23 protein-coding genes are annotated in these 26,140 nt (G+C 74.1%); 11 read left to right on the top strand and 12 right to left on the bottom strand.

Translation table 11 applies throughout. The features are described from left to right. The first annotated feature begins 13 nt into the window (after positions 1 to 13). From ACIQZN_RS00230 to ACIQZN_RS00220, 3 genes are all read left to right on the top strand, one after another. The gene (locus ACIQZN_RS00230; RefSeq protein ID WP_403986027.1) at positions 14 to 898 is read left to right on the top strand and encodes a LysR family transcriptional regulator; all 885 of its coding nucleotides are present in this window, start codon (positions 14 to 16) and stop codon (positions 896 to 898) included. Between the two features lie 322 nt (positions 899 to 1,220). Then, positions 1,221 to 3,020: an AMP-dependent synthetase/ligase gene (locus ACIQZN_RS00225; RefSeq protein WP_403987343.1), complete on the top strand. Its 1,800-nt coding sequence runs from the start codon at positions 1,221 to 1,223 to the stop codon at positions 3,018 to 3,020. A gap of 92 nt (positions 3,021 to 3,112) precedes the next feature. After that, positions 3,113 to 3,949: an aldo/keto reductase gene (locus ACIQZN_RS00220; protein WP_403986024.1), complete on the top strand. Its 837-nt coding sequence runs from the start codon at positions 3,113 to 3,115 to the stop codon at positions 3,947 to 3,949. A gap of 76 nt (positions 3,950 to 4,025) precedes the next feature. On the opposite strand, the gene ACIQZN_RS00215 is transcribed toward ACIQZN_RS00220, so the two are convergent. Together ACIQZN_RS00215 and ACIQZN_RS00210 are read right to left on the bottom strand one after the other, a co-directional pair. Beyond that, the gene (locus ACIQZN_RS00215; RefSeq protein WP_403986021.1) at positions 4,026 to 4,961 is read right to left on the bottom strand and encodes a class I SAM-dependent methyltransferase; all 936 of its coding nucleotides are present in this window, start codon (positions 4,959 to 4,961) and stop codon (positions 4,026 to 4,028) included. A 70-nt stretch (positions 4,962 to 5,031) separates the two neighbouring features. After that, positions 5,032 to 5,772 carry a class I SAM-dependent methyltransferase gene (locus ACIQZN_RS00210; protein ID WP_403986018.1) on the bottom strand — a complete coding sequence of 247 codons (741 nt, stop codon included), beginning with the start codon at positions 5,770 to 5,772 and terminating at the stop codon, positions 5,032 to 5,034. Positions 5,773 to 5,874: 102 nt separating this feature from the next. On the opposite strand from ACIQZN_RS00210, the gene ACIQZN_RS00205 reads away from it, so the two are divergent. Beyond that, entirely contained in the window at positions 5,875 to 6,837 is a 963-nt protein-coding gene (locus ACIQZN_RS00205) for a LysR family transcriptional regulator (RefSeq protein ID WP_403986015.1), read from the top strand. A gap of 4 nt (positions 6,838 to 6,841) precedes the next feature. Here ACIQZN_RS00205 and ACIQZN_RS00200 read toward each other — a convergent pair whose 3' ends face one another. After that, entirely contained in the window at positions 6,842 to 7,147 is a 306-nt protein-coding gene (locus tag ACIQZN_RS00200; RefSeq protein ID WP_403986012.1) for a 4a-hydroxytetrahydrobiopterin dehydratase, read from the bottom strand. A gap of 63 nt (positions 7,148 to 7,210) precedes the next feature. Between ACIQZN_RS00200 and ACIQZN_RS00195 the strand changes: the two genes are divergently transcribed. Then, positions 7,211 to 8,020: a helix-turn-helix domain-containing protein gene (locus tag ACIQZN_RS00195; protein ID WP_403986009.1), complete on the top strand. Its 810-nt coding sequence runs from the start codon at positions 7,211 to 7,213 to the stop codon at positions 8,018 to 8,020. A gap of 51 nt (positions 8,021 to 8,071) precedes the next feature. On the opposite strand, the gene secD is transcribed toward ACIQZN_RS00195, so the two are convergent. From secD to ligA, 4 genes are all read right to left on the bottom strand, one after another. Beyond that, the gene (gene secD, locus ACIQZN_RS00190; protein ID WP_403986006.1) at positions 8,072 to 10,363 is read right to left on the bottom strand and encodes a protein translocase subunit SecD; all 2,292 of its coding nucleotides are present in this window, start codon (positions 10,361 to 10,363) and stop codon (positions 8,072 to 8,074) included. 44 nt (positions 10,364 to 10,407) lie between these two features. Then, positions 10,408 to 10,980: a hypothetical protein gene (locus tag ACIQZN_RS00185; RefSeq protein WP_403986003.1), complete on the bottom strand. Its 573-nt coding sequence runs from the start codon at positions 10,978 to 10,980 to the stop codon at positions 10,408 to 10,410. Next, the gene (locus ACIQZN_RS00180) at positions 10,977 to 11,768 is read right to left on the bottom strand and encodes a rod shape-determining protein (RefSeq protein WP_403986000.1); all 792 of its coding nucleotides are present in this window, start codon (positions 11,766 to 11,768) and stop codon (positions 10,977 to 10,979) included. The genes ACIQZN_RS00185 and ACIQZN_RS00180 overlap by 4 nt, the downstream gene beginning before the upstream one ends. 163 nt (positions 11,769 to 11,931) lie before the next feature. Further along, positions 11,932 to 14,031 carry an NAD-dependent DNA ligase LigA gene (gene ligA, locus ACIQZN_RS00175; RefSeq protein WP_403985997.1) on the bottom strand — a complete coding sequence of 700 codons (2,100 nt, stop codon included), beginning with the start codon at positions 14,029 to 14,031 and terminating at the stop codon, positions 11,932 to 11,934. A 277-nt stretch (positions 14,032 to 14,308) separates the two neighbouring features. Here ligA and ACIQZN_RS00170 point away from each other — a divergent pair, with 277 nt between their 5' ends. From ACIQZN_RS00170 to ACIQZN_RS00160, 3 genes are all read left to right on the top strand, one after another. Continuing rightward, complete coding sequence (locus tag ACIQZN_RS00170) at positions 14,309 to 15,244, top strand: DUF1996 domain-containing protein (protein WP_403985994.1); 936 nt, start codon at positions 14,309 to 14,311, stop codon at positions 15,242 to 15,244. A gap of 73 nt (positions 15,245 to 15,317) precedes the next feature. After that, complete coding sequence (locus tag ACIQZN_RS00165; protein WP_403985991.1) at positions 15,318 to 15,875, top strand: DUF305 domain-containing protein; 558 nt, start codon at positions 15,318 to 15,320, stop codon at positions 15,873 to 15,875. Between the two features lie 74 nt (positions 15,876 to 15,949). Next, entirely contained in the window at positions 15,950 to 17,002 is a 1,053-nt protein-coding gene (locus tag ACIQZN_RS00160; protein WP_403985988.1) for a LacI family DNA-binding transcriptional regulator, read from the top strand. On the opposite strand, the gene ACIQZN_RS00155 is transcribed toward ACIQZN_RS00160, so the two are convergent. Both ACIQZN_RS00155 and ACIQZN_RS00150 read right to left on the bottom strand, forming a co-directional pair. Continuing rightward, positions 17,003 to 19,093, bottom strand: coding sequence for an alkaline phosphatase family protein (locus ACIQZN_RS00155; protein ID WP_403985985.1), 2,091 nt, complete (start codon positions 19,091 to 19,093; stop codon positions 17,003 to 17,005). It lies immediately after the preceding gene. An 83-nt stretch (positions 19,094 to 19,176) separates the two neighbouring features. Next, a complete protein-coding gene (locus ACIQZN_RS00150; RefSeq protein ID WP_164629269.1) occupies positions 19,177 to 19,581 on the bottom strand; it encodes a hypothetical protein in 405 nt (134 codons plus the stop codon). 225 nt (positions 19,582 to 19,806) lie between these two features. On the opposite strand from ACIQZN_RS00150, the gene ACIQZN_RS00145 reads away from it, so the two are divergent. Beyond that, a complete protein-coding gene (locus tag ACIQZN_RS00145; protein WP_403985980.1) occupies positions 19,807 to 20,589 on the top strand; it encodes an MBL fold metallo-hydrolase in 783 nt (260 codons plus the stop codon). Beyond that, complete coding sequence (locus ACIQZN_RS00140) at positions 20,586 to 21,212, top strand: DedA family protein (RefSeq protein ID WP_403985977.1); 627 nt, start codon at positions 20,586 to 20,588, stop codon at positions 21,210 to 21,212. Before ACIQZN_RS00145 ends, ACIQZN_RS00140 begins: the two co-directional genes overlap by 4 nt. Here ACIQZN_RS00140 and ACIQZN_RS00135 read toward each other — a convergent pair. The 3 genes from ACIQZN_RS00135 to ACIQZN_RS00125 form a co-directional block, all read right to left on the bottom strand. After that, on the bottom strand, positions 21,160 to 22,251 hold the full coding sequence (locus ACIQZN_RS00135) for an MBL fold metallo-hydrolase (RefSeq protein WP_403985974.1): 1,092 nt from the start codon (positions 22,249 to 22,251) through the stop codon (positions 21,160 to 21,162). The genes ACIQZN_RS00140 and ACIQZN_RS00135 overlap by 53 nt on opposite strands. A gap of 36 nt (positions 22,252 to 22,287) precedes the next feature. Continuing rightward, positions 22,288 to 23,538 (bottom strand): aminotransferase class I/II-fold pyridoxal phosphate-dependent enzyme, encoded by a 1,251-nt coding sequence (locus tag ACIQZN_RS00130; protein ID WP_403985971.1) that lies wholly within the window; start codon positions 23,536 to 23,538, stop codon positions 22,288 to 22,290. Between the two features lie 92 nt (positions 23,539 to 23,630). Continuing rightward, positions 23,631 to 24,404 (bottom strand): IclR family transcriptional regulator, encoded by a 774-nt coding sequence (locus ACIQZN_RS00125; protein ID WP_403985968.1) that lies wholly within the window; start codon positions 24,402 to 24,404, stop codon positions 23,631 to 23,633. Between the two features lie 113 nt (positions 24,405 to 24,517). Here ACIQZN_RS00125 and ACIQZN_RS00120 point away from each other — a divergent pair, with 113 nt between their 5' ends. Next, positions 24,518 to 26,014, top strand: a complete 1,497-nt coding sequence (locus ACIQZN_RS00120; protein WP_403985965.1) for a bifunctional phosphatase PAP2/diacylglycerol kinase family protein — start codon at positions 24,518 to 24,520, stop codon at positions 26,012 to 26,014. Positions 26,015 to 26,140: the final 126 nt, after the last annotated feature.

Here is a 26,140-nt window from a genome sequence, read left to right as displayed (position 1 = left end):
TAGCCTGCCCGGCATGTACGACCCCGCGCAGCTGCGCACCTTTCTGGCCGTCGCCCAGACCCTGTCCTTCACCGCCGCCGCCCGCCGGCTCGGGGTGCGGCAGTCCACGGTGAGCCAGCATGTGCGGCGGCTGGAGGACGCGACCGGGCGGCAGCTGTTCGCCCGGGACACCCACCGCGTCGATCTCACGGCGGACGGCGAGGCGATGCTCGGCTTCGCCCGGACGATCCTGGAGGCGCACGAGCGGGCCTCGGCGTACTTCACCGGAACGCGGCTGCGCGGACGGCTGCGGTTCGGCGCCTCGGAGGACTTCGTGCAGACCCGGCTGCCCGAGATCCTCCAGACGTTCCGGCGCGACCATCCGGAGGTCGAGCTGGAGCTGACCGTGGAGCTGTCGGGGACCCTGCACCGGCAGCTGGAGGCGGGCCGTCTCGATCTGGTGCTGGCCAAGCGGCGGGCCGGGGACACGCACGGGCAGCTGGTCTGGCAGGACGCCCTGGTCTGGATCGGCGCGCCGGGGCTCCGGCTCGACCCGGACCGTCCGGTGCCGCTGGTCGTCTTCCCGCCGCCGGGCATCACACGGGCGCGGGCCCTGGAGGTGCTGGAGGAGCAGGGCCGCTCCTGGCGGATCGCGTGCACGAGCGGCAGCCTCAGCGGTCTGGTGGCGGCCGCCCACGCGGGGCTCGGCGTGATGGCGCACACCCGGGGCCTGGTGCCGCCCGGCCTGGAGCCGGTGCCCGCCCGGGCGGGGCTGCCGGAGCTGGGCGCGGTGGACTTCGTCCTGCTGCACGGCAGGCGCCGGGGCGGGGCGCAGCAGGCGGCGGACGCGCTGGCGACGGCGATCCTGGCGGGCGGCGACCGGCTGATCCGCGGGGTTCGTGGGCGTGAACCGGCATGACCCGGCCCCGCGAGGGGGAGAATGGCGGGGACGCGGCAGCCGGGGCCCGGCGAACCCGCCATACCGGCACGCAGCCACCCACACCGGCAGTGATCGCGTCGTACAGATTCGGTGGAGATTCCCGCCCGAGCTGCTTACTCCATGGTCAGAAGCGTGCCCGAGCCTTGCCCACTTGGCCGGATTTCGGCCCCTGACCTGTGCATATACCAAGTGGTACGGGCCGTTCCGGACCCTCCCGCACCGGCGTCCGGTGGGGTAGCGTCGCGGCGCTGTGCGGAGCACCTCAAGGAGCAGGTCATTGCGCGAATTCACTGTCCCGCCCATGGCGGCCGCGCCCCTCGTGGGCGGCCTCGCCGATGTCGTGTTCGACCATGCCGACGAGGAGCCGCACCGGGTCGCGCTCGGCCGGAAAGACGCGGACGGGAACTGGCAGGACGTGACGTCGGCCGCGTTCCGTGACGAGGTGCTCGCCCTGGCCAAGGGGTTGATCGCGCACGGGGTGCGGTTCGGCGACCGGGTCGCCCTGATGTCGCGTACGCGCTACGAGTGGACGCTGTTCGACTTCGCGCTGTGGGCGGTGGGCGCCCAGTCGGTGCCGGTCTACCCGACGTCGTCGGCCGAGCAGGTGCTCTGGATGCTGCACGACGCCGAGGTGTCGGCGGTGATGGTGGAGCACGAGGACCACGCGATGACGGTGGCCTCGGTCATCGACCGGCTGCCGCAGCTGAAGCGGCTCTGGCAGCTGGACGCCGGCGCGGTGGCGGAGCTGGTCGAGGCGGGTGCGCACGTCGAGGACGAGGTCGTGCACCGGCACCGGCGGGCGGTGACCCCGGAGTCGGTGGCGACCGTGATCTACACCTCGGGCACCACGGGCCGCCCCAAGGGCTGTGTCCTCACGCACGCCAACTTCATGTTCGAGGCGGACACCATGGCCTCGCGCTGGGAGTCGGTCTTCCACTCCAGACCGGGCGACGAGGCGGTGACGCTGCTCTTCCTTCCGCTGGCGCACGTCTTCGGGCGAATGGTGGAGATCACCGCGATCCGGGGCCGGGTGAAGCTGGGGCACCAGCCGGAGCTGTCCGCGAAGGCCCTGATGCCGGACCTGGTCTCGTTCCGGCCGACGTTCATCCTGGCGGTGCCGTACATCTTCGAGAAGGTCTTCAACGCGGCCCGCCGCAGGGCGGAGGCGGAGGGCAGGGCGGGGCCGTTCGACAAGGCCGTGGACATCGCGGTGAAGTACGCGGAGGCGATGGAGGCCCGGGCCTTCGGCACCGGCCCGGGGCCCTCGGCCGGGCTGCGGATGCAGCACCAGTTCTTCGACAAGGTCGTGTACAAGAAGGTCCGCGAGGCGATGGGCGGCCGCATCCGGCACGCCATGTCGGGCGGCTCGGGCATGGAGCGCAGCCTCGGCCTGTTCTTCGCGGGCGCCGGCGTCACGGTGTACGAGGGGTACGGGCTGACCGAGACGACGGCGGCGGCCACCGCGAATCCGCCGGAGCGCACCCGGTACGGCACGGTCGGGCAGCCGATCCCCGGCAGCACGGTGCACATCGCGGAGGACGGGGAGGTGTGGGTGCACGGGAGCCATGTCTTCGGCGGGTATCTCGGCGACCCGAAGGCGACCGACGCGGTGCTCAACGACGGCTGGCTGGCCACCGGGGACCTGGGCTCGCTGGACGAGGACGGCTATCTGACGATCACCGGGCGGAAGAAGGAGATCCTGGTGACGTCCGGCGGCAAGAGCGTGTCGCCCGCCGCCCTGGAGGAGCGGGTGCGGGCGCATCCGCTGGTGGCGCAGTGCATCGTCGTCGGCAACGACCGGCCCTATGTGGCGGCGCTGGTCACCGTCGACCAGGAGGCGGTGGAGCACTGGCTGACGATGCAGGGCCGGCAGCAGCTGGCCCCGGGCGAGCTGGTCCGCGACCCGGACCTGGAGATGGAGGTGCGCCGGGCGGTGGTGGCGGCGAACACCGCCGTCTCGCAGGCGGAGTCCATCCGTACGTTCCGCATCCTGGCGCACCAGTTCAGCGAGCAGCACGGGCTGCTCACCCCGTCGCTGAAGCTGAAGCGCAAGGCGATCGAGGCGGCGTACGAGACCGAGGTGGACGCGCTGTACCGCTGAGCGGGGATCGGATCGCGGCTGCCGGGAATGCGTGGGCGTTCTTGATCGTTGACCTTGGGAGTCCCACCCCTCAACGTAAGGATCCTCAGCTCGTGAGCCAGGTCCCCTCCCTCACCCTCAACAACGGCGTCGAGATGCCCCAGCTCGGGTTCGGAGTCTGGCAGGTGCCGGACGACGAGGCGACGAAGGCGGTCGCCACCGCCATCGAGTCCGGGTACCGCAGCATCGACACCGCCGCGATCTACCAGAACGAGGCGGGCACCGGCAAGGCCATCGCCGCCTCGGGCGTCGCCCGCGACGAGCTGTTCGTGACCACCAAGCTGTGGAACAGCGAGCAGGGCTACGACTCGACGCTGCGCGCCTTCGACGCCTCGCTGGAGAAGCTGGGCCTCGACTACGTGGACCTGTATCTGATCCACTGGCCGGTGCCGGCCAAGGACGCGTACGTCGACACCTACCGGGCGTTCGAGAAGATCTACGCCGACGGCCGCGCGAAGGCCATCGGTGTGTCGAACTTCCTCCCGGAGCACCTGGAACGGCTGCTCGGTGAGACCTCCGTGGTGCCGGTGCTCAACCAGATCGAGCTGCACCCGCAGCTCCAGCAGGCCGAGTCCCGCGCCCTGCACGCCAAGCACGGCATCCTCACCGAGGCGTGGTCGCCGCTCGGTTCCGGCAAGGGCCTCCTTGAGGTTCCGACGGTCCACGCGGTCGCCCGCAAGCACGACCGCACGCCCGCCCAGGCGGTGCTGCGCTGGCACCTCCAGACGGGCAACGTGGTGATCCCGAAGTCCGTGACCCCGTCGCGGATCGCGGAGAACATCGACGTGTTCGACTTTGAGCTGGACGCCGACGACCTGGCCGCGTTCGCGGCGCTGGACGAGGGCAAGCGGCTCGGCCCGAACCCGGGCGAGTTCAACGTCGGCGCCTGACCGCCACGGCTTTACGGAACCGCCGCCCCGCTCTTCTCCGAGCCGGGCGGCGGTTTCGCTGTGGTACGGGGATGGCTCAGGCGTCGCGCCGGCCCAGGTGGAGGGTGCGGGCCAGAAGCAGGAAGACGTCCGGGCGGCGGTGCAGGGATGCCGGGTCCTCGGGGTCCAGGAGCCGGTCGAGGACGGCGAGGTCCTCGGCGTCCAGGTGGTCGCGCAGCCCGCCGCTGCGGCGGGTGAAGTCCGCGACGACCTGTTCACGGGCCGCGTCGCCGAGGGGCGCGGGCAGGTCGAGCAGGAAGCTGCGGGTGCCCTGCGGGGTGAGGCCGGCCGCGCCGAACAGGGCCGCCCAGTTCTCGACCTCGCGCCGGGCGTCGGGCAGCTCCGCGCGCATCTCCTGGAAGAGCTCCGCCTCGGCGGCCTCCATCCGGGCTTCGATCCCTGGCCTGCCGAAGCCCAGGTCGCGCGGGAGCTGCCGGGGCTGGAGCCCGCCCTCGACCAGGGCGACGGTGCCACCGGGGCGCAGCAGTCCGCCGAATCCGGCGAGCACGGCGCGCTGGTCGCCCATGTGGTGCAGGGTGTTGCCGGCCCAGATCAGGTCGGCCTCGCCCAGGGCGGACAGCTCTTCGGGGAGGGCGGCGTGCAGGGTGGTGACGCGGCCGTCGAGCCCGAGCCGCCGCGCCCGGTCCCGGGTGCGGTCGAGGAGGGCGGGGGTGCCGTCGACGGCGACGACCTCGGCGTCCGGGAAGACCTCGGCGAGCAGGCAGGCGACCACCCCGGGTCCCGCGCCGACGTCGAGGACCCGGCGGACCTTCGGGGCGGTGGGCAGGGCGGCGATCCAGCGGGCCGCCTCGGTGTACTGCGCGCTGCTGAGCTCGGCGTTGCGCTCCAGGAGCGGGGCCATGACGTCCCAGTCGGGTTCGGACCCGCCGTGGTGGTGCCCGTGTGCGGAGGGCTCGTGGTGCAGGCCCTGGTGGCCGTCGTGGTGGTGGCCGTGGCCGGAGTGGTTGCTCATGGCATCAGGGTCACCACGTCCGGCCGCTCAGGCAAACTTCCTTGCCGTTCCGGCAAGCCTCTCGGGTGAGCTATCGGCGCCGGAAGGCCAGCAGCCGGTACTCCGGGTCGGCGCGCTTGCGGTCCTGGTCCGGCAGGGCGGCCAGGCTCCGGACGAGCTGTCCGGTCGCGTCCCCCGGCAGGACCAGTCGGGAGGCGTAGTAGCCCCGCCGGACCCCGCCCGCCACGCTCACTGGCGAGCGGCCCTGCCCGTGCCCGGTGAAGGACGCCTCGCCCACCACTTCGAGGCCGCCCTCCGCCGCACGGGCGACGACCAGGTCCGTACCGTCGGCCGGGGTCGGCGCCAGATACGGGGCGAACGCCTCGTCGATGTCGCTGCCCACGTCGTGCGAGGCGTCCTTGTCGACGGTGGTGATGAACACCCCGCCGGGCCGCAGCACGCGCGCCGCCTCCGCCACCACCGCCGGGACCGCGCCCGGTTCGCGCAGCAGATGCAGCAGCCAGACGGCCGAGACCGCGTCCACCGCCGCGTCGGGCAGGGGCAGCCGGCGGGCGTCGGCGAGCACGACGGCGCCGACGCGCTGCCGGGCGACGACGGCCATACCGTGCGCGGCGTCGGAGCCGGTCACCCGCAGTCCGGGCCGCCCGGCGGCGATCCGGCCGGTGACCAGACCCGTACCGCAGCCGATGTCCAGCAGGGTGCGTGCCGTGTCCGGCACCAGGCCGAGCACTGCGGTGGCCGCCGCCTCGGCGCGCGGCAGCCCGCCGCGCGTGGCGTCGTAGACCGTGGCCTCTTCGTTGTAATCCAGCATCGGGAGGCGACTCTAGGCCATGACCGCCGACCGCGGGCACCGTCCAGAGGTCTGAACCACCGACGTATTGCCGTGCGGCGACGGGGGCCATAACGTGCGGTGATGGAGCTGGAGTTGCGCCATCTGCGAACCGTACGTGCCATCGCCGACACGGGCAGTCTGACCAAGGCCGCCACCGCGCTGGGCCTCGCGCAGCCCGCGCTCAGCGCACAGCTGCGGCGGATCGAGAAGGCGCTCGGCGGCCCGCTGTTCGACCGCGACCACACCGGCGCGCGGGCGACGCCGCTGGGCGAACTGGTCCTGGAACGGGCCCGGATCGTGCTGCCCGCCGTCAGTGAACTCCAGGAGGAGGCGGTCCGGTTCGCCAACGCGATGGGGTCCATGGAGCGGTTCCGACTGGGCGGCACACACGGCCCTTTGCTCGGCGGCCTCGTGGACCGGCTGGCCGCCGCGCACCCGGCGGCGCCCGTGTCCACGTACACCTCCTGGTCAGTGGCCGAGATCGCCTCGCAACTGGTGGACGGGCGGCTCGACTTCGCGCTCATCGGGACCTGCGGCGAGAGCGCCCCGCCGGACGCGGACCGGCTGGAGTGGCAGGTCGTCGGGGTCGATCCGGTCTTCGTGATGCTGCCGGAGACCCATCCGCTGGCCGCCCGGAGCGAGTTGGAGCTGTCCGAGCTGGCGGACGAGTGCTGGGCGGACGTGCCGGGCGACGGCTGCTTCGCGGACTGTTTCGTGGCGGCGTGCGCGCGGGCCGGCTTCCGCCCGGTGTCGGTGTACGAGACGGACACCTCGTCCGTCGTCCATCTCGTCCAGGTGGGGCGCGCGGTGGGGCTGTGCCGGGCGACGTTCCCGCCGACGCCGGGGGTGGTGACGCTGCCGGTCGCCGGGGCACCGCTCAGCTGGCGCCATCTGCTGGGCTGGCACCCGCGCTCGGCCGCCGCGTCGGCGGCGGCCGGTGCGGTGAGCGGATACACCCGGGCGGCGTACACCCAGGCGGTGGAGCGCAGCGGAAGCTACACACGCTGGCTCGCCACCCACCCCGGGTTCGGCGCCTCGGTGTGAGGGGCTACTCCGCCCCGTGGCCGAGTGCCACCGCCGCGACCCGGGCGGCGAGGCCGAGGTCCTTCTCGGTGACCTTGCCGCCCGCGTCGTGCGAGTTCACCCACAGGGCGACGGTGTTGTAGCCGAGCGTCAGGTCGCTGTGGTGGTTCAGCTCGTCCTGGATCGCGGCGACGTGCATCGCGAGCGCGGCGGCGGCGAAGTGCGAGGGCAGCCGGTAGGTGCGGCCGATCCGGTCCCCCTCCAGCGACCAGCCGGGCAGCTCGCGCAGCCGGTCCTCGATCTCGTTCTGCGGCAGCGGTGCGGCGGGCATGGGGCGGCTCCCTCACTGGTGGTCGATGCCGGTCGGCGGTGCCGGTGACGTTACGGTCTCCGTATGACAACTGTCGCGCGCGACACGGGGGTAGGGCCGCTGCTGCGCAGCTGGCGGGAGCGGCGCCGGGTCAGTCAGCTGGAGCTCGCACTGCGGGCCGGCTCCTCGGCGCGGCACGTCTCGTTCATCGAGACGGGCCGCTCGCGCCCCAGCGAGGAGATGGTGCTGAGGCTCGCCGAGCACTTGGACGTGCCGGTACGGGAGCGCAACGCCCTGCTGGTGATGGCGGGTTACGCCCCGCACTACGCGGAGACCGCGCTCGACGACCCGGCGATGGGGGCGCTCCGGGACGGCCTCGACCGGCTGCTGCGGGGCTACGACCCGTATCCGGCGTTCGTCGTGGACGGGACGTACACCGTGGTGGCGGCCAATCAGGGGATGACCCGGCTGCTCGACGGCGTACCGGAACACCTGCTGGCGCCGCCGCTGAACGCGATGCGGCTCACCCTGCATCCGGAGGGCCTGGCCCCGCGCATCCGGAACCTCCGCGCGTGGCGGGCGGACCTCCTCGCGCAGATGGAGCGCCAGATCGGGCTGGTCCGTTCGCCGGAACTGCGCGCGCTGTACGAGGAGGTGGCGGGCTATCCGCTGCCGGCGGGCCCGGACGGGGGCGAGGACTGGCAGCCGCCCTCGTCGTCGGTGCCGTTCGCCCTGCCGCTGGTCATCGAGCACGAAGGGCACGTGCTGTCGTTCGTCGCCTCGATCGCCACGTTCAACACGCCGATGGACGTGACGGTGGCCGAGCTGGCCATCGAGACGCTGCTGCCGGCCGACGCGGACACCGCCGCGTATCTGCGCGCGCTGGTGCCCTGAGGGCGGACGGGGCCCGTGCCCGCCGGTCGCGGTGACACGGGCCCGTACGCGCTACACCCGCGCCCCGTTGTCGTGCGGGTCGCGGCGTCCCGCACGCTGCCGGGCACGCGGGGCCCGGGTACGGGCGGGTGGCGGGACCTTGCTGGTGCGTTCCAGCAGGAGCGCGGCCGGTACGGCGGTCATCACCGAGGAGTACGTGCCGACGACGATGCCGATCAGCAGGGCGAGCGCGAAGTCCTCCAGCGAGTCGCCGCCGAGGACGGCGAGGGCGGTGAGGATGAACAGGGCGCCCATCCCGGTGTTCACCGTCCGGGGCACAGTCTGGAGGACCGCCTTGTTCGCCACCTCGTCCAGCGGCTTTCTGCGGGCCTTCGCCCACAGCTCCCGCACCCGGTCGAAGACCACCACCGAATCGTTGACGGAGTACCCGATGACGGTGAGCAGCGCCGCCAGGAAGATGCCGTCGACGGTGCGCCCCAGCCAGGCGAACACCCCGATCAGGATGATCACGTCGTGCACGAGGGCCCCGACCGAGGCGACGGCGAACGTCCAGCGGAACCGGATCGCCAAATAGGCCAGCTGGACGAGTACGGCGATGGCCAGGGCGATCAGGGCGTTGCGCCGCAGTTCGTCGCCGAGGCTGGGGCCGATCAGCTCGTCGCGGACCTTGGTGGTCTCGCCGCCCTCGGCGGCCAGGGCGGCCCGCAGCGCGTGTTCGCCGTCGTTGTCGAGCTCCCCGGTGCGCACGGAGATGTCGCCCGCGCCGGCCGTGGTGACCTCGGCGTCCTTGAACCCGGCGCCCGCGAGGACGGTACGCGCGGTCTCGACGTCCACGGGGCGGCTGGTGGAGTACTCGACCAGGCGCCCGCCGGTGAACTCGACGCCCGGATTCACCCCGCGCACCAGGATGCCCGCGACGGCCACCGCGATCAGGACGGCGGAGACCGCCAGCCAGCGGCGCGGGGAGCGCATCAGCTGCGGGTCGCGCCGGGTGAGCCAGGTCCGCACCCGGCCCGGGATCGCGATGCCGTTGACGCCCCGGTAGTCCGCGACGAACCGCGAGTGCGCCGCGATCTCGGTGAGGGCGCGGGCGATGACCAGCGCGGAGAACATCGACGCCAGGACGCCGATGGCGAGCGTGACACCGAACCCCTTGACCGGTCCGGAGCCGAGGAGGAACAACAGCCCGGCCGCGATGAGCGTCGTCACGTTGGAGTCGGCGACGGCCGTCCAGGCGCCCTTGAACCCGGCGGCGAGCGAGGCCCGCAGGCTCTTCCCGGCCCGCCCGGCGTGCTCCTCCCGGGCCCGCTCGAAGACCAGCACGTTCGCGTCGACCGCCATGCCGATCGCCAGCACGAAACCGGCGAGCCCGGGCAGGGTCAGCGTGACGCCGAGGGCGACGAGGGCCGCGTACGAGATCACTCCGTACGCCGCGAGCGCCACGGCGGCGAGGGCGCCGAACAGGCGGTAGATCACGATGATGAACAGAGCGGTGGCCGCCGCGCCGATCAGGGCGGCCCGCGCGCTGGCGTCGATCGCGGCGGCACCGAGCGTCGGGCCGACCGTCCGCTGCTCCACGATCTCGACGGGCACGGGCAGCGCGCCGCCCTCGATGAGCAGGGCGAGTTCGCGGGCCTCGTCGGCGCTGAACGAGCCGGTGATCCGGGTGGACCCGGAGGGCAGGCCCGAGCCGCAGGAGACCGTCGGCGAGACCTGGGGCGAGGAGATGACCCGCTTGTCGAGCACGATGGCGACCCGGCGCCGCTCGTCCTGCACCGGGTGGCAGGCCGCCTCGCCGGTCAGCCGGGTCCAGTCCCGGCCGGCGTCCTTGTGGAAGTCGAGCGACACGGTCCAGCCGGCACCCTGCTGGGCGTCGAAGGACGCGGACGCCTCCTTGACCCCGGCGCCGGAGAGCGCGACGGGCCCGAGGGCCAGTTCGCGGCCCTGCTCGTCGGGGAGGGTCAGCCCCTTCCCGTCGCCGGCTGGTCCGTCCGCGCCCTGGACGGCGTGGAAGGTCAGCTGGGCGGTCTTGCCGATGACCTCGGCGGCCTTGCGCGGGTCCTGGACGTCCGGGAGTTCGACGATGATCCGGTCCTCGCCGGACCGGGTGAGCGTCGGCTCCGCCACCCCGAGCGAGTCGATGCGGCGGCGCAGCACCTCCAGGGTGCGGTCGGTGCTCTCGCGGTCGGCCTTCGCGGTGTCGGAGTCCTGGGCCTGGAGCACCATGCGGGTGCCGCCCTGGAGATCGAGGCCGAGTCTGGGTGACATGGTCAGCGTGATGAACACGGAGACGAGCAGCACGGCCGCAGCCAGCACCGCCCGCACCATGGTGGCGCGCGTCATTGCGGGTTTCCTCCGAGGGAGCGCCGAGCACGTCCCTCACCCGGTCAGGACGGCGGGAACGGCACGGCGTTGATGGGTCGCGGGACCGGAAAGCGGTCCCCGGGCCGGTGGACACCGGCACTCGGAGGCCCACGCACCCCGGGCAGCGCCACGCGCGGGCGCTGGACGGCGGAGACGGGGGCGGTACGAACGGCCCAGGGGCCGGAACGCGGAAGCGGGGCCCGCGCGGGACACGGAACGAGCCCGCCGGGGCCGGGCGGGGGCAACTGGTGTGCGGTACGGGGATGCTCGGCGGCGGCCCACGGGGTGGTGTCGGGGCCCCGCTCGACGGTCGGCTCGGTCCAGGGTGCCTCGGCGGTCGCCTGTTGTACGGGGCGGCTGGGGGCGGTCGTCGCGGGGGTCGCAGGCGTCGTGAGGCTCGCAGGCATCGCGGTGGGCGCGGGCGTCGCGGGCATCGTGGGAAGCGCCGCCGACGCGCGTACGGGGAGCCCCGCCCCGGCCGCCGCAGGCGCCCCGCCGACGAGGGCCAGCACGGCCAGGAGCAGCGCAAGCAGACCGTGCCGCGCGGCGGACGGGCGCCCCGAGGTCGCCCGGGGCGGCCCCGGGAGCGGGGTCACCGGGGGCGGCCGGGCAGGGCGGGCGCCGTGGCGTGGCGGAGGACGGAGCTGAGGACCCGTCCGGCGCCGCGCACGACCGTGGTCGCCGGGTCGTCCGTGCGCCGGACCGGGACGCCGAGGCGGACCGCTGTCCGGTGGGTGACGTCCGGTCGCAGTGCACCGCCTCCGGTGAGCAACGGGCCCCTGCGCAGGGCGCCGAGCAGCGCGCCGTGCGGGTCCTGCCGCCACATGGCCATGACCATGTCCAGGACGGCGCGGACGGCGGCGGTGGGCGGCTCGCCCGGCTCCAGGTCGCTGAGCCCGGTCTCGGCGAGCCGGGCGTCGCGCACCAGGCCGTCCACGAGCAGGGTCGCCTCGGTCAGCTCGGCCCCGATGTCCAGGACGAGGAGCGGGCCGCCGTCCCCCGGCCCGGCGAACGCGGCGGCGGCGCGGGCGCTGTCCAGGACGATGACGTCCGAGGGGCCGAGCGCGCGGAGCAGGTCGCGGGCGGCGGCCCGGTGTCCGGGGCCGGCGAGCACCGGGTGGCTGAGGACGATGACCGCGTCCTCGCGGTGCTCACCCAGGGCCCGGTCGGCGATGCGGGCCAGCATCCGGCCGCACGAGTCCGGGTCCACGATGCAGCCGCGCCGCACGGGCCGGCCGGGGCCGTACTCACCGGTCCCGTGGACGGTGTCCGCGACGACGCCCTGTCCGGGGACCCAGGCCCGGGTGCGGGAGCTGCCGAGGTCGAGGGCGAGGCCCCGAGTGGCGCCCCGGTAGTGCCGCCGTCCGTCGCGCAAAGAACGCATCGCCCCTCACCCCCGGCACGCAGCCGCGGCCGTACACACACTGAGTGACCCGCTGATCGCGAGGCATGACCGAGCCCTCACTATGCAATAGGGAGGCAAAGAAAGCCACTCCCCGGCAAAATCGAAGGCCCCGGCCAGGCCCCGCGCACCACGCGTGTGACGCTCACGCGTCAACCGGCAGGAACTCCGCTATCAGCTCCGCGAACTCCTCCGGCGTCGCGATCCGCACCCCCAAGTCCTCCGCCTTGGTCCGCTTGGAGCCCGCCTTCTCACCGGCCACGAGCAGCGTCGTGCGCTTGGAGACACTGGAGGAGGACTTGCCGCCGGCCCGCTCGACCAGCTCGTTCATCTGGTTGCGCGACAGCTTCTCCAACGCGCCCGTCATGGCCCCGGTGACCACCACGGTCATCCCGGCCAGCGGAGAGCCCTCGGCGCCGGCGGCCGTGTCGACCTCGGCCTCCTCGCCCGGCGGGGGCGGCGGGGTCGCGCCCGGTTCAGTCATGTTCAGGCCGGCGGCGACGAGCTTGTCGATGAGTGGGGCGAGCTCGGCCAGCTCCGCGACCACCCCGGCCGCCTTCTCCTTGCCGATGCCGTCGACCCGCTGCAACTCCTCCTCGTCGGCGGCTCTGATGCAGTCCATCTCCGCGAAGTAGCGGGCGATCCGGCGGGACATGGAGCGCCCGGTGCCGCGCACGCCGAGGGCGCAGAAGACCCGGGAGAGCGGCTGCGTGCGGGCCGTGTCGATCGCGGCGAGCAGATTGTCGGTGCTGGTCTCCCCCATCCGGTCGAGCGTGAGCAGCTGTTCGCGTTCCAGCATGAACAGGTCGGCGAAGTCGTTGACGAGACCGGCGTCGACCAGCTGGACGACCCGGGTGGTGCCGAGCCCTTCGATGTCGAGCTGGTCGCGCCCGGCGGCGTACGAGACGGAGGCGACGATCCGGCAGTCGCGGCCCCGCACACAGCGCCAGCGCTGCTCGCTGCTGTCGATCTCCGAACCGCACTGCGGGCATGCCTCGGGGAAGGCGATGGGCTGTTCGTCGCCGGTGCGCAGATGGGCGACGGGTGCCTCGATGCGGGGGATGATGTCGCCCGCCTTGTAGACCATCACGTGGTCGCCGATGCGCAGGTCCCGGCGGGTGATGTCGGCCGGGTTGTGCAACGTCGCGTAGCTGACGGTCGAGCCGTCGATCTCGACGGGCTCCAGCACGGCGCGCGGCGCGATGATGCCGGTGCGGCCCACGTTCCACTCGACTCCGAGGAGGCGGGTGACCTTCTCGACGGCGGGCAGCTTGTAGGCGATGGCCCAGCGCGGGGCCCGGGAACCGGAACCGGCGTCGCGCTGGTCGGCGGCCAGGTCCGCCTTGATGACGATGCCGTCGATACCGAACGGCAACCCGGCCCGCAGCGCGGCGACTTCCTCGATGCGGGCCTGGACCTCCTCGACGGTGGCGGCGGTGCGCGGCGCGACCTCCGTGCCGGCCGCGGTGTGCACGCCGAGCTCCGCGACCCGGGCGAGCACCCGGCTGTGCGGCAACTCGCTCAGCTCGGCCGCCACTTCACCGGACTCGGGCAGCGGCAGGGCGCCGTACGCGAAGAACGTCATCTCCACCGTGTACGCGCGGTCCTTGGCGCGCAGGGTGCCGGCGGCGCCGTTGCGCGCGTTGGCGAAGGGGGCGCCGCCGTGCTCGGTGCGGACCGTGTTGGCCTGCTCGAACTGCTCGGTGGTCATCAGGATCTCGCCGCGTATCTCGATCGTGACCGGCTCCGCGAGCCGCGCGGGGAGCCCGACGACGGTCCCGATCGCGTGGGAGACGTCCTCACCGGCGGTCCCGTCGCCACGGGTGATCAGCCGTTCGAGGCGGCCCTCGTGGTACCGCGCGGCCACCGCGAGCCCGTCGAGCTTCGGCTCGACGCTCCACGCGGTGACGGGCCGTCCGATCCGGCGCTCCAGGGACGCGGTCCAGGTGGCGAACTGCTCGGCCGAGAAGACGTTGTCGAGGGAGAGCATCGGCACCGTGTGCGGCACGTCCCCGACGGCCGCACCGCCTGCCACCTTGCCGGTCGGCGAGGCGGGCAGCACCTCCTGCGGATGCTCCCGCTCGTACGCGGCGATGCCGCGCGCCAGGCGGTCGTAGGAGTCGTCGTCGAGCGTGCTCTCACCCGTGGCGTAGTACGCGGCGGCGGCCTGCGCGGCCTCCTCGACGGCGGCGGCGTAGGAGGCGTGGTCGGCGAGCACGACTGCTGAGTTCGTCATGTCCTCCATCCTGCCGTCCACCACTGACAACGCCGCGGCCTCAGAGCCAGGAGAGCGCTCTCCCAGGCCCAGTGCCCCGGGTTTTGGTCAACAAATGCCAGAGAGAGCGCTCTCCCGCCTTTCACGGCCCGAACTGTCTCTTCGACACCCGGATTCGAAGGTTCGTCAGCCGTATTGACATGCCCTCAACACGCTCTTACGTTCCCTGGCAGAGAGCGCTCTCTCGCCTGATCAGGCCGCCCATGATCAGGGCACATCCCCCCACCACTTCCCGAACAGGAGTGCCGTGCTCTTCTTCCGACAACGACACAGCGGCGAGGACAGCCACCGCAGAACCCCACCGCCCCGGCGGTACCGCACGGCGGCGCTCGCCGCCGCGGCGCTCGCCCTGACCCTCCTTCAGGCCACCACCGGCAGCGCGTCCGCCGGCCAGGCGGCCCCCGCCCCCAAGGCGGCCGCCGACGTGGTCCGGGTGGCCGAATTCCTCGCCGAGTGCCCGTACACCCACCGGGCACCCGACGACCCGATCGTCTTCCCAGGCCTGCCCGGCGCCTCGCACATGCACAGCTTCTTCGGCAACGACTCCACGAACGGCCACTCCGACCTGGCCTCGCTGGAGAAGGCCAGGAGCACCTGCTCACCCGACATCGACCTGTCGTCGTACTGGGTGCCGACCCTGTACGACGGGGACAAGGAGGTGGAGCCCACCGGCACCACGTTCTACTACCTGGGCGAGGGCGTCCGGGACGACGTCATCCGGCAGATCAAGCCCTTCCCCCGGGGCCTGCGGATCGTCGCGGGCAACGCCAAGGCCACCGGGCCGAACGACAACACGATCTCGCGCTGGTCGTGTCTGCACCACGGCGAGGTCAACCCGTCGCACGACTTCGTCAACTGCCCGTCCGGCGCGATGCTGGAGTCGTACCTCGACTTCCCGCAGTGCTGGAACGGCAAGGACCTCGACTCGCCCGACCACAAGAGCCACATGTCGTACCCGGTCAACGGCGAGTGCCCGGCCACCCACCCGGTGCCGGTGCCCAAGCTCCGCCAGGTGCTGCGGTACCCGGTCAACGGTGACCCGGCCAGGTTCCGGCTGGCGTCCGGTCCCGGCTACACGATGCACGGCGACTTCTTCAACGTGTGGCCCGAGGCCGAACTGGCGCAGCGCGTACGCGACTGCATCAACGCCATCATCAAGTGCGGGGCCGACGGCACCCCCTGACGCACACCCCCGTCCCCACCCGCCCGTCCGGGGCCCCGCGCCCCGGACGGGCCTTCCCCCGAGGGAGCCCCTGATGAAAGCGGCCCGCGGTGCGGCGGCGCTCGCCCCGCTGCTCCTCCTCCTGGCCGGCTGCGGCTCCCCTGCGGCCGAGCCGGAGAGCACTCCCCCGTCCGCCACCGGCGCTCCCGCCGATCCGACCGACGCCGCCTGGGCACAGCTGATGACCCCGATGAACGAGTCGGCCGTGACGCTCCTCTCGCTCGCCGCCGACCGAGCCGACGATGCCGCCGTACGACGCTGGGCGGCCGGGCTGCGGACCTCGCAGAACGGTGAACTGGCCCGGCTCCGCCCGCTGCTGGCCCGGATGGGGCTCCCGGACACCAATGTGCACGAGGGCCACCACATGCCGGGCATGGTGACGGCCGACGACCTGGCACGGGCCCGCACGCTGAAGGGCGCGGCCTTCGACCGGTTCCTGGTGGACCGGATCGGCGGCCATCTGCGCCAGACCGCCCAGGTGTCGCGCTCCGAGACGGGGGCCGGCACCCGACCGGACGCCAAGCGGCTCGCGGCCGCCCTGGTCTCCGCCCGCCGGACCGAGATCGCCCGGCTGCCCGACGTGTCCGGCTGACGGCCGGGTCAACGTCATCCCAAGGCGCCCAGGGTCGTTGTCCCACCGGTCGTACCACCCGGTATAAAGACTGCATGCCTGCCGACGCGCCGCCGCCCGCCCGTCCCGTGACCTTGGAGGACGTCGCCGGAGTGGCCGGGGTGTCACGGGCGACGGTGTCCCGGGTGATCAACGGGGCGACCACGGTGGATCCGGCGCTGCGGCGGACGGTGGAGGCGGCGGTGGACGCCACCGGTTACGTCCCCAACCGGGCGGCCCGGTCGCTGGTGACCCGGCGGACCGACTCGATCGCCCTGGTCGTCTCGGAGCGGGAGCGGCGCACCGTGCCCGAGCCGTTCGTCGGCCGGATGTTCTCCGACCCGTACTTCGGGCGGGTGGTGGCCGGGCTCCTGGAGGTGCTGCGCCCGGCGGGCATCCAGCTGGTCCTGATGCTGGCCGACGACCAGGAGTCCCGCGACCAGCTCCTTTCGTACCTGCGCCACGGGCACGTCGACGGGGTGGTGCTGATCTCGTCGCACGCGGACGACCCGCTGCCCGGGCTGCTGCACGGGACCCGGCTGCCCGCCGTGCTCGCCGGGCAGCCGCGCAGGCCGACCCCGCTCACCTATGTGGAGGCGGACCAGCGGGCCGGGGCGCGGCTGGCCGCCGACCATCTCGCCGCGCTGGGCCGCCGCCGCATCGGCACGGTGTCGGGCCCGCAGGACATGCCGGCCGGTCAGGCGCGGCTCTCCGGGTTCCTGGACGCAGCTGCGGCGCACGGCATCTCGGACGTGGTGACCGCCGAGGGCGACTTCACCCATGCCGGGGGCGCGGCGGCGATGCGGCGGCTGCTGGCGGAGCGGCCGGATCTGGACGCGGTGTTCATCGCGTCGGACCTGATGGCGCTCGGGGCCGTACCGGTGCTGCTGCGGGCCGGGAAGGAGGTCCCGGACGATGTCGCGCTCGTCGGGTTCGACGACAGCAGTGCGGCGCTGGCCTGTGATCCGCCGCTGACGACGGTCCGGCAGCCGGTGGAGGAGATGTCGGCGGAGATGGCCCGGCTGCTGCTCAAGCAGATCGGCAAGCCGGTGGAACCGCCGCCGTCGGTGATCTTCCACCCGACCCTCGTACGCCGGCAGTCGGCCTGATCAGGCGCGGCCGGGCTCCTCGTCCGACATCACCGGCACCTGGGGCCCGGACGACTCCTGGAGCCAGTGTCTGAGGACCCGGTGCACGGCCTCGGCCCCGACGAGTTCGTCCGGGCGCTGCGCGTCCTCGCCGGTGACGGCGTCCAGCGGGTCCGTCAGGGTGCGCGGCCACAGCAGGAACGGCCGGGACTGGTCGCCGCCCAGGCCGCCGTGCGAGCCGATCTGCTCCTCGAAGGCGTGCACGGTGCCGGTGGCGGGGTCGTACATGGAGTTGACCATCACGTCGGCGACGTGCGGGAAGGCGTCCGTCCGCCGGATCGCGTCCGCCGCCCCCGGACCGTACACGGCCAGCGGCCCCTCTCCGTCGGCCAGCTCCGCCAGGGGCACCCGTACGCCGTCGCGGGCCAGCACCACCGAGCCGTGGCGCTCGCTGCGGACGAGCAGGAAGCCGATGCCCGGGTGGTTGGCGAGCGTGGAGAGCAGCGCGGGGTGGCGGCGCTCCAGCTGCTCCTGGGAGGCGCGGCCCTCGATGTCCGGGAAGGAGATCAGGCCGAGGTTGCCGGAGGCGAGGACTATCGGGTCGGAGGGGACCGCGACGTGCTCCTCCTGGCCCCCGGCGACCGGCCGGTGCAGGGCGATCCGGACCGCGTCGCGGGCCTCGGAGGCGCTGCGGGTGCGCTGCGCGCGCCGGGGCACGGGCAGTCCGCTGCCCGCCCGCACGAGGTCCTTGAGGGTCAGCCCGTACACCCCGGCGAAGGTGCTCCCCGGGCTCTGGCCGTGGTCGGACAGGAGCACGATCCGGTAGGTGCGGGGTGCCTGCTCGGCGACCTTGGTGATCAGGGCGAGCGCCCGGTCGAGGCGGGCGAGCACCTTCTCCGCGTCGCGGCTGCGCGGTCCGGAGTGGTGGGCCACCTCGTCGTACGCGACGAGGTCGGCGTAGACCGCGGTCCGGCCGGCGAACATGTCGCCGATGACGGCGGCGACCACCACATCGCGTTCGACGACGGTCGCGAAGGCGCGGATGAAGGGGTAGAGGCCGCCGCGTTTGATGCGGGGCGTCTCCTTGCGGAGGCGGGAGCGGGTCGACTGGGCGATCTCCCGGCAGACCTCGGCGGCGAAGGAGCCGGCGGTGCGGACGGCGTTGGCCGGGTCGGAGAAGTAGGCGAAGTACCCGGCCCGGGAGCGGCGGCCCTTGCCGAGTCGGGCGGCCATCGAGAGGACGAGCGCGAGCTGGGTGGCCCCGCCGCTGAAGAGGTTGCCCCGGCTGGCGCCGTCGAGGGTGAGGAGTCCGCCGTCCCGGGTGCGGGCGATGGCGCGGCGCTGGAGTTCCAGGGCGCTCGCGGGCTTGCTGGAGACCATGACGAGGCCGGTCTCCTTCTCGTACCAGCGGAAGGCGGGCACGTCGTGGTTGCTGCCGTGCAGGATGCCGAGCTGGCTGGCGCCGGTCTGGCTGGACCAGTCGGTGCGCCAGGGCATGAGCCGGTGTCCTTCGGGCTCGGCCAGCCAGTGGGCGACGGTCGGCATGACGCCTCCGGCGGCCGCCGCGACGAGGGCGTCGTGGCCGACCCCGTCGAGCTGGATGAAGACGGTGCCCGGCGGGCCGCCGCGCGCGTCGCCCGTGCCGGTGCGCCGGCGGCGCCGGTCGGCCAGGCGGGAGAGGCGGCGGCGGTAGGCGTTGTCGTCGCGCACGGCGAGGGCGGTGGAGGTCGCGGAGGCGACGGCGGACATCACCGCCGCGACGGCGACGGCGGTCTCGGGGGCGGCGGAACCCCGGCCGTCCGGGATGAGCCACAGCGCGAACAGGAGCAGCGAGCCGTTGAGGAAGAAGACGAGCGCGCCGAGGACCAGGGCCGGGACGATGAGCAGGGCTCGCACCACAACGGGCCAGACGAGGGCGGAGAGCAGTCCGAAGGCACCCGCGCCCCAGGCAGCGGCGAAGGCGGTCCTGGTGATGCTGTCGCCGTCGGGCGACTGGAGCCGGAAATCCGGGAGGATGCCCGCGAGCGCGAGCATGGTGAGCGTCGAGACGGCCCAGACCGCGATCACCCGCATCAGCGCGGCACCGGCGCGCCGCCATCGTCTGTCGCCCACGCCGCCTTCACCTCATGTCCGGGCCCTGCCGTTCCGGGCCCTGTCCCAGCCTTTCACAGCGGGCCGGGCGGTCCTGCGGGCGGTCAGCAGCCGTCGTATCCGGCGGTCGGCATGGAGAGGCGGCGGTGGACGCCCGCCTTGCCGTCGGCGGTGTAGGACGGCTCGGCCAGCCCGGCGATCTCCAGGCGTACGCCGCGCCGCTCGCACTCCGCGGTGAACTCCGGCACCGAGGCCAGGGCGCGGGCGAGGACCCGGTCGCAGGGGGCGACGAACAGCTCGACCTCGCCGCTGTCGATGCCGTCCCAGAGCGCGGGGTGGTCGGGGCGCAGCGCGTAGAGGCGTAGCTGCCGGGTGACGACATAGCCCTGGTCGGCGGCCCAGCGGGCGCACATGGCGTGCTGGCCCCGGGTGTCCACGAGGAACGGATCGCTGTCCAGTTCCTCCAGCGGCGTCAGGCTGGCGATGGCCGCCACGCGTACGTCCCCCATGGCCCGTCCTTCTCCCCGTGCTCGTCGTTCCCCGACCCTATGCGCCCGTACGCGAAGGCCGAGGGAGTGATCCGGGGCGGCGAGGGGGCGCACGGGGGCACGGGCCCGGACCGGTGATCCACGGGTGCGCCGGGGTGCGCCGACCGCCCGGGCGTGACTGGCCGTAGGCTCGTCGGGGCAGGTGTGAGGGGTCCGAAGGGCCCGGGTAGCAGGAGGAGGCGGCGCGTGCCGGTGGAGATCACCTGGTGGGGTCATGCCACGTGCACGATCGAGGACTCCGGGGTCCGCTTCCTCACCGATCCGTTGTTCGTACGGCGCTTCGCGCATCTGCGGCGGCGCCGGGGCGAGCTGCCCGGTCCGGACGCGGCCGTGGCCGATGTGGTCCTCATCTCGCATCTGCACTCCGACCATCTGCACCTGCCGTCGCTGGCGCGCGTCGCGCCGGGGGCGCGGGTGCTCGTGCCGCGCGGTTCGGTGCGGTCGGTGCCGGGGCTGCGGCTGCTGCGCCGGGCGCGCGGGCTGCGGATCACGGAGGTGGTCGTGGGCGACGAGGTGCGCGTGGGCGGGGTCCGGGTCCGGGCGGTCCCGGCTCTGCACGACGGCCGGCGGCTGCCGCTGGGGCCCCACCGCTCCCCCGCGCTGGGTTACGTGGTGGAGGGCGCGGCGCGTACGTATTTCGCCGGGGACACCGGGCTCTTCGACGACATGGCGCGGGCGGTCGGCCCGGTGGACGTGGCGCTGCTGCCGGTCGGCGGCTGGGGGCCGTATCTGGGCCACGGGCACCTGGACGCGGGGCGGGCGGCGCAGGCGCTGACCCGGCTGCGGCCGCGCGCGGCGGTGCCGGTGCACTACGGCACGTACTGGCCGATCGGGATGGACGGGGTCCGGCCGCACGAGTTCCACGCGCCGGGCGAGGAGTTCGTGCGGAAGGCGGCGATGGTGGCGCCGGAGGTCGTGGTGCACCGGCTCGCGCACGGCGAGCGGGTCCGGCCGGAGGGCCGCGCGTGATCGAGTTCCTGCGCCAGACGGCGCAGTTGCCCGCCGAGTCGACGCAGCAGGCGGTCGGCTATCCCTCGCTGTTCCTGCTGGTGGCGCTGGGTGCGCTGGTGCCGGTGGTACCGACGGGCGCGCTGGTGAGTTCGGCGGCCGTGGTGGCGTTCCACCAGTCGTCGCCGTTCTCGCTCCTCGTGGTGTTCGCGGTGGCGTCGTCGGCGGCGTTCCTGGGGGACATATCCCTGTACTGGCTGGGGCAGCGGGGGGTGCGGTCGAAGAACGGCTCGCGGTGGCTGCGGACGATCCGGGACCGGGCGGCGCCGGAACGCCTTGAGCAGGCGCAGCGGAAGCTGGACGAGCACGGGGCGACGGTCCTGGTGCTGTCCCGGCTGATCCCGGCCGGGCGGATCCCGGTGATGCTGGCGTGCCTGCTGGGCCGGATGGAGCTGCGGCAGTTCGCCCGGGGCGATGTGCCGGCGTGTCTGGCATGGGCGGCGACGTACCAGCTGGTCGGGATCCTGGGCGGTTCGCTGTTCCCGGAGCCGTGGCAGGGGGTGGTCGCGGCGGTGGGCCTGACGCTGCTGATCAGCGGGGCGCCCGCGGTGTGGCGCCGGACGCGGGCGTGGTGGGCGCGCTGACGCCGGCCTCCCGGGCTGTCAGCAGGCGGGAGCCGCCGATGGGCAGGTCCCAGAGCCGGTCGCGGGGGTGTCCGGCGCGCTGCCAGGCGGTCCGCAGCCGGGTGAGCGGTTCGAGGACCGGTTCGGCGGAGAGCAGGAAGGTCGCCCAGTGCATGGGCGCCATCGCGTGGGCGCCGAGGTCTTCGTACGCCTGCACGGCCTCCTCCGGGTCCGCGTGGACGTCGCCCAGCCACCAGCGGGGCTCGTACGCGCCGATCGGCAGCAGGGCGAGGTCGATGCCGGGGTGGCGGCGGCCGATCTCGGCGAACCAGTGGCCGTATCCGGTGTCCCCGGCGAAGTAGATCCGGCCACCGTCCCCCGGCCCCTTGGTGTCCTGGACGACCCAGCCGCCCCACAGCGAGCGGCAGGTGTCGGTGAGGGTGCGCCGGGACCAGTGGTGGGCGGGCACGAAGTCGAAGCGGACGCCGTCCAGCTCGGCGTGCTCCCACCAGTCGAGTTCGGTGACGCACGTGAAGTCCCGGCGGCGGCACCACGGGCCGAGTCCGGCGGGGACGAAGAGCGGGGTGTCCCGGGGCAGCCGGCGCAGGGTGGGGGCGTCCAGGTGGTCGTAGTGGTTGTGGCTGATGACGACCGCGTCGACGGGTGGCAGGTCCTCCCAGCGGACGCCGACGGGCGTGATCCGGGCCGGGGTGCCGAGGATGCGGCGGGACCAGACGGGGTCGGCGAGGACGGTGAGGCCGCCGGTGCGGATGATCCAGCTGGCGTGCCCGGCCCAGGTGACGCAGCTCGCGCCCGCCGGGACGGGCGGCAGGGGCTCGGGGGCGTACGGCAGGCGGTGGATGTGGCGCAGGCCCTCCGCGTTGGGCCGGATGGCGTGCTCGCGGGCCAGCCGGGACATGCCCCGGACGCCGGGGAGCGGGGCGGTGAGCCGGTCCGCGAAGCTCCGGGGCCAGGTGCGCACCTCACCGAGGGGGCGCGGGGTGACGACCTCGCCGCAGACCACAGGGGGTGCGACCGGGGTCTCGGTCCGGTCAGTCATCGGGGCTCCCGTCCAGGAGGGCGCCGGCGCGGTGGGTCAGCGCGGTGCGTCGAGGGCTGCTCGGAAAATGCTCAGCGCTGCCGCGATGTGCGGCAATTCGAGCGGGTCCGGGGCGGTGAGCGCCTCGGTCTGGCGCTCCGGGTCCGTGCCGAGGAGGGGGCCGGTGCCCAGGCGGACCCGGAGGGCGCCGAGTTCGTCGCCGAAGCGGTGGCCGCCGGGGGCGGGGGTGCCGAGCCGGGCGGACAGGTACTCCTCCAGTTCGAGGGAGTCGGTGACGCCCCGGGCGGCGAGCCGGGAGCGGAGCGGGCCGAGGTCCGCGTAGAGGTGGCGGCCGGCCTGCGGGGGCCGGGCGAGGGCGCCCCAGCCGAGGACGGTGCGGTGCGCCTCGGCGGCGAGCCGGCCGTGCAGGGCGGCGGAGCGCCGGGCCCGTTCGGCCACGGCGTCCGGTTCGCGCAGCGCGTGGGCGGCGGCCGCCGCGACCGGTCCGGCGACGGAGGCGCCGAGTGCGGTGAGGACGTCGAGCGTACGGGCGTGGCGGACGGCGGCGCGCGCGGTGTCCGGGAACCGGGCGACGGCGACCGGCCAGGCGGCCGGGGTCAGCGCGCCGTACAGGCCGGAGACGACCGTGACGTCGTCGGGGCACATCTCGGCCGGGCTGACCAGGACCGTGTCGTGCGGGCGGTGCAGGGTGTCGCGCCAGGTCTCGTCGCTGACGATGTGCAGCCCCTCGTCCACCGCGGCCTCGCAGGCCTCGCGCACGAGTTCCGGCGGGGCGACCGTGGCGGTGGGGTCGTCGGCCACCGAGAGCAGCAGCAGCCGGGGCCGGCCGCCCTCGGCGCGCACCCGCCGCACGGTTTCGAGGAGGGCGTACGGGTCGGGCACTCCGCCGCACTCGGCGGGCGTGGGCACCTGGTAGGCGGGCCGGCCGAGCAGCCTGGCCTGCGGGATCCAGGAGGCGGGGCAGGGGCGCGGCAGCAGGACGTCGCCTCCGTGCGCGGCGATCAGGGCGAGCAGCAGCGGTGCGGTGCCGGGGGCGGCGGCGACGCGCTCGGGGCCGCCGTGCAGTCCGCGCCGGTCCCAGTAGGCGCAGGCGGCTTCGCGCAGGGCGGCCGATCCGCCGGCGGGCTGGGGCGCGGCGTCGCCGGCGGCGGAGGCCAGCACCTCGGCCAGCTCGGGGAGGACGGGCAGTCCCGGCCAGGGGGCCGGCGGCCCGTACCGTACGGGGCCCCGGTCCTCCCGGACCGTGTCCGTGCCGCGCTCGTGCCGCCCGGTCCGCTCCCGGCCCATCGGGCCTCCTTCGCCGTCCGCCCGCGGGACCTTTATCCGCCCTCGGGACCTTTATACGAGGGAACGGGGCGGGGCGCCTTCCCTGGCCGGGTTCACACCGTGCTCCGGTCGTGTCCGAGGCGGCCCGACAGCTCGTCGGCGCCTTCGACGGCGAGGGCGGCGAGTTCCCGTTCGCGCTCCTCGCTCCAGCGGATCATCGGGACCGAGACGGAGAGCGCGGCGACGACCCGCCCCGACCGGTCGCGCACGGGGGCGGCGACACAGCTGACGCCGGGGTCGGACTCCTGGTGCTCCGTCGCGACCCCGCGTTCCCGTACGGCGTCGAGCGCGGCCCGCAGCTCACGTTCGCCGGTGAGGGTGTACGGGGTCAGGGCGGCCGGTTGGAGGCCGTCGAGCCGGGCGTCGAGCTCCTGGGCGGGCAGCGAGGCGAGGAGCATCTTGCCGGCGGACGTGCAGTGGGCGGGCAGCCGGTGGCCGGCCGCCGAGACCGTGCGGACGGCGTGGGTGGAGTCGGCCTGGGCCACGCAGACGGCGTCGGTGCCGTCCAGGATCGTCACGTGCACGGACTCGCCGCACCGCTCGGCGACGCGCCGGGCGACCCGGCGGCCCTCGGCGGCGAGGTCGAGCTGTTCGCCGTACCGGCTGCCGAGCTGGTAGGTGCGCACGCCCAGCCGGTAGCGTCCGGGCCGCTCGGGGTCGGTGACCAGGTAGGACCGGGCGGCGAGGGTGGTGAGCAGCTCGTGGACGGTGGTGCGGGGCAGCTGGAGCTTGCGGGTCACCTCGGGGGCGGACAGGGTGCCGTCGCCCTGGAGGAAGAGTTCGAGCACGTCGAGTGCCCTGGTCACCGCCGGCACGAGTCGCCCCATGGCCCCGCATTCCCCCTTGTTCGGTGTCCCGGCCGCGACCGGTGTGACGAACCTCAGGCTACCTGCGGCGTGGCCGCTGGTTCGGGGCGGCGATGCGGGGTATCCGCTGTCGCATGTCGTCAGCGAGCAATGCTTCCGTACCGTCCCGGATCGCCGGGCTGCGCGACCGGTTCCACCGGCGCGATCTCGCCGTGTTCCAGAATCTGGCCGAACGGCACTGGCCGGCCGCGGGCCCGGTGCTGCCCCGTCTGAGCCGCAGTGCCAATCACGGGCTGCTGTGGGTCGGGGCGGCGGCCGGGATGGCCGCCTTCGGGGGCAGTGCCCGGGCCCGGCGGGCCGCGCTGCGGGGCATCGCCTCGCTCGCGGTGGCGTCGGCCGCGATCAACACGGTGGGCAAGGGGGCGGTCCGCAGGCAGCGGCCGATCCTGGACGCCGTGCCGGTGATACGGCAGCTGAAGCGGCAGCCGGTGACCACGTCGTTCCCGTCCGGTCACGCGGCGTCGGCCGCCGCGTTCGCCACCGGGGTCGCCCTGGAGTCGCGGGGCTGGGGGGCGGTCGTGGCGCCCGTCGCGCTGTCCGTGGCGGCGTCCCGCGTGTACACCGGGGTGCACTACCCGAGCGATGTGCTGGCCGGGGCGGCGCTGGGCGTCGGCGCGGCGTTCGCCCTGCGCGGGGTGATACCGACGAGGGGGCAGCTGCCCGCGCCGGGCAGACCGCCGGCCGACGCGCCCGCCCTGCCCGGGGGCCGGGGCCTGGTGGTGGTCGCCAACCAGGAGTCGGGGACGGCGACCGCGACGGCCTCGCTGATCCGGAACGCGCTGCCGGAGGCGGAGATCGTGGAGTGCGCGCCCGGCCGGCTCGCCTCGGAGCTGGCGCAGGCGGCGGACCGGTGCACGGCGCTGGGGGTGTGCGGCGGGGACGGCACGGTCAACCTGGCGGCGTCCGTGGCGGTGGAGCACGAGGTGCCGCTCGCCGTGTTCCCGGGCGGGACCCTGAACCACTTCGCGTACGACCTGGGCATCGAGACCGTCGCCGACGCCTGCTCCGCGCTCACCACCGGGAGCGCGGTGCGGGCGGACGTGGGCCGGTTCCGGCCGGGGCCGGAGGGCTCCGAGGGCTACTTCCTCAACGCCTTCAGCCTGGGCGTGTATCCGGAGCTGGTGCGGATGCGGGAGCGGTGGTCGCCCCGGATCGGCGGCTGGCCGGCGGGGGTGCTCGCGGCCCTGCACGTGCTGCGCGGCGAACGTCCCCTGGAGGCCGAACTCCAGGGCCGGTGCCGCCCGTTGTGGCTGCTGTTCGTCGGCAACGGCCTGTTCCAGCGGGTGGGCCCGGCGCCGGGGCGGCGGCACAACCTCGCCGACGGGCTGCTGGACGTGCGCGTGGTGCACGGCGGCCGGACGCCCGGGCTGAGGCTGCTCGCGGCGGCGGTCGCGGGGCCGCTGACCCGCTCCCCCATGCACGCGGCGGTCCGCCGGCAGCGGGTGCGGATCTCCGGCCTGAAGGCGGGGACGCCGTACGCGTACGACGGTGAAGTGGCGCACAGCGAGACGGAGTTGCTGATCGACAAGCTGCCGGAGGCGCTGACGGTGTACTGCCCGAGGCCGGCGTAGCGAGACCGGGCGGGAAGCCCGACAGGGGGCGGTCGACGTGGAGTCGGCCGCCCCTTTCGCACGCCCGGCCACTGTCCACATAGCAAGATACCCATCTCATTATTCGGCGGGAGGCCCTACGGTGGT

The sequence above is a fragment of the Streptomyces sp. NPDC097595 genome, assembly GCF_044761525.1.
Taxonomy (GTDB): Bacteria; Actinomycetota; Actinomycetes; order Streptomycetales; family Streptomycetaceae; genus Streptomyces; species Streptomyces drozdowiczii_A.
The sequence above is the reverse complement of the archived record's forward strand: the minus strand, read 5'-3'. Positions and strand labels throughout refer to the sequence as shown.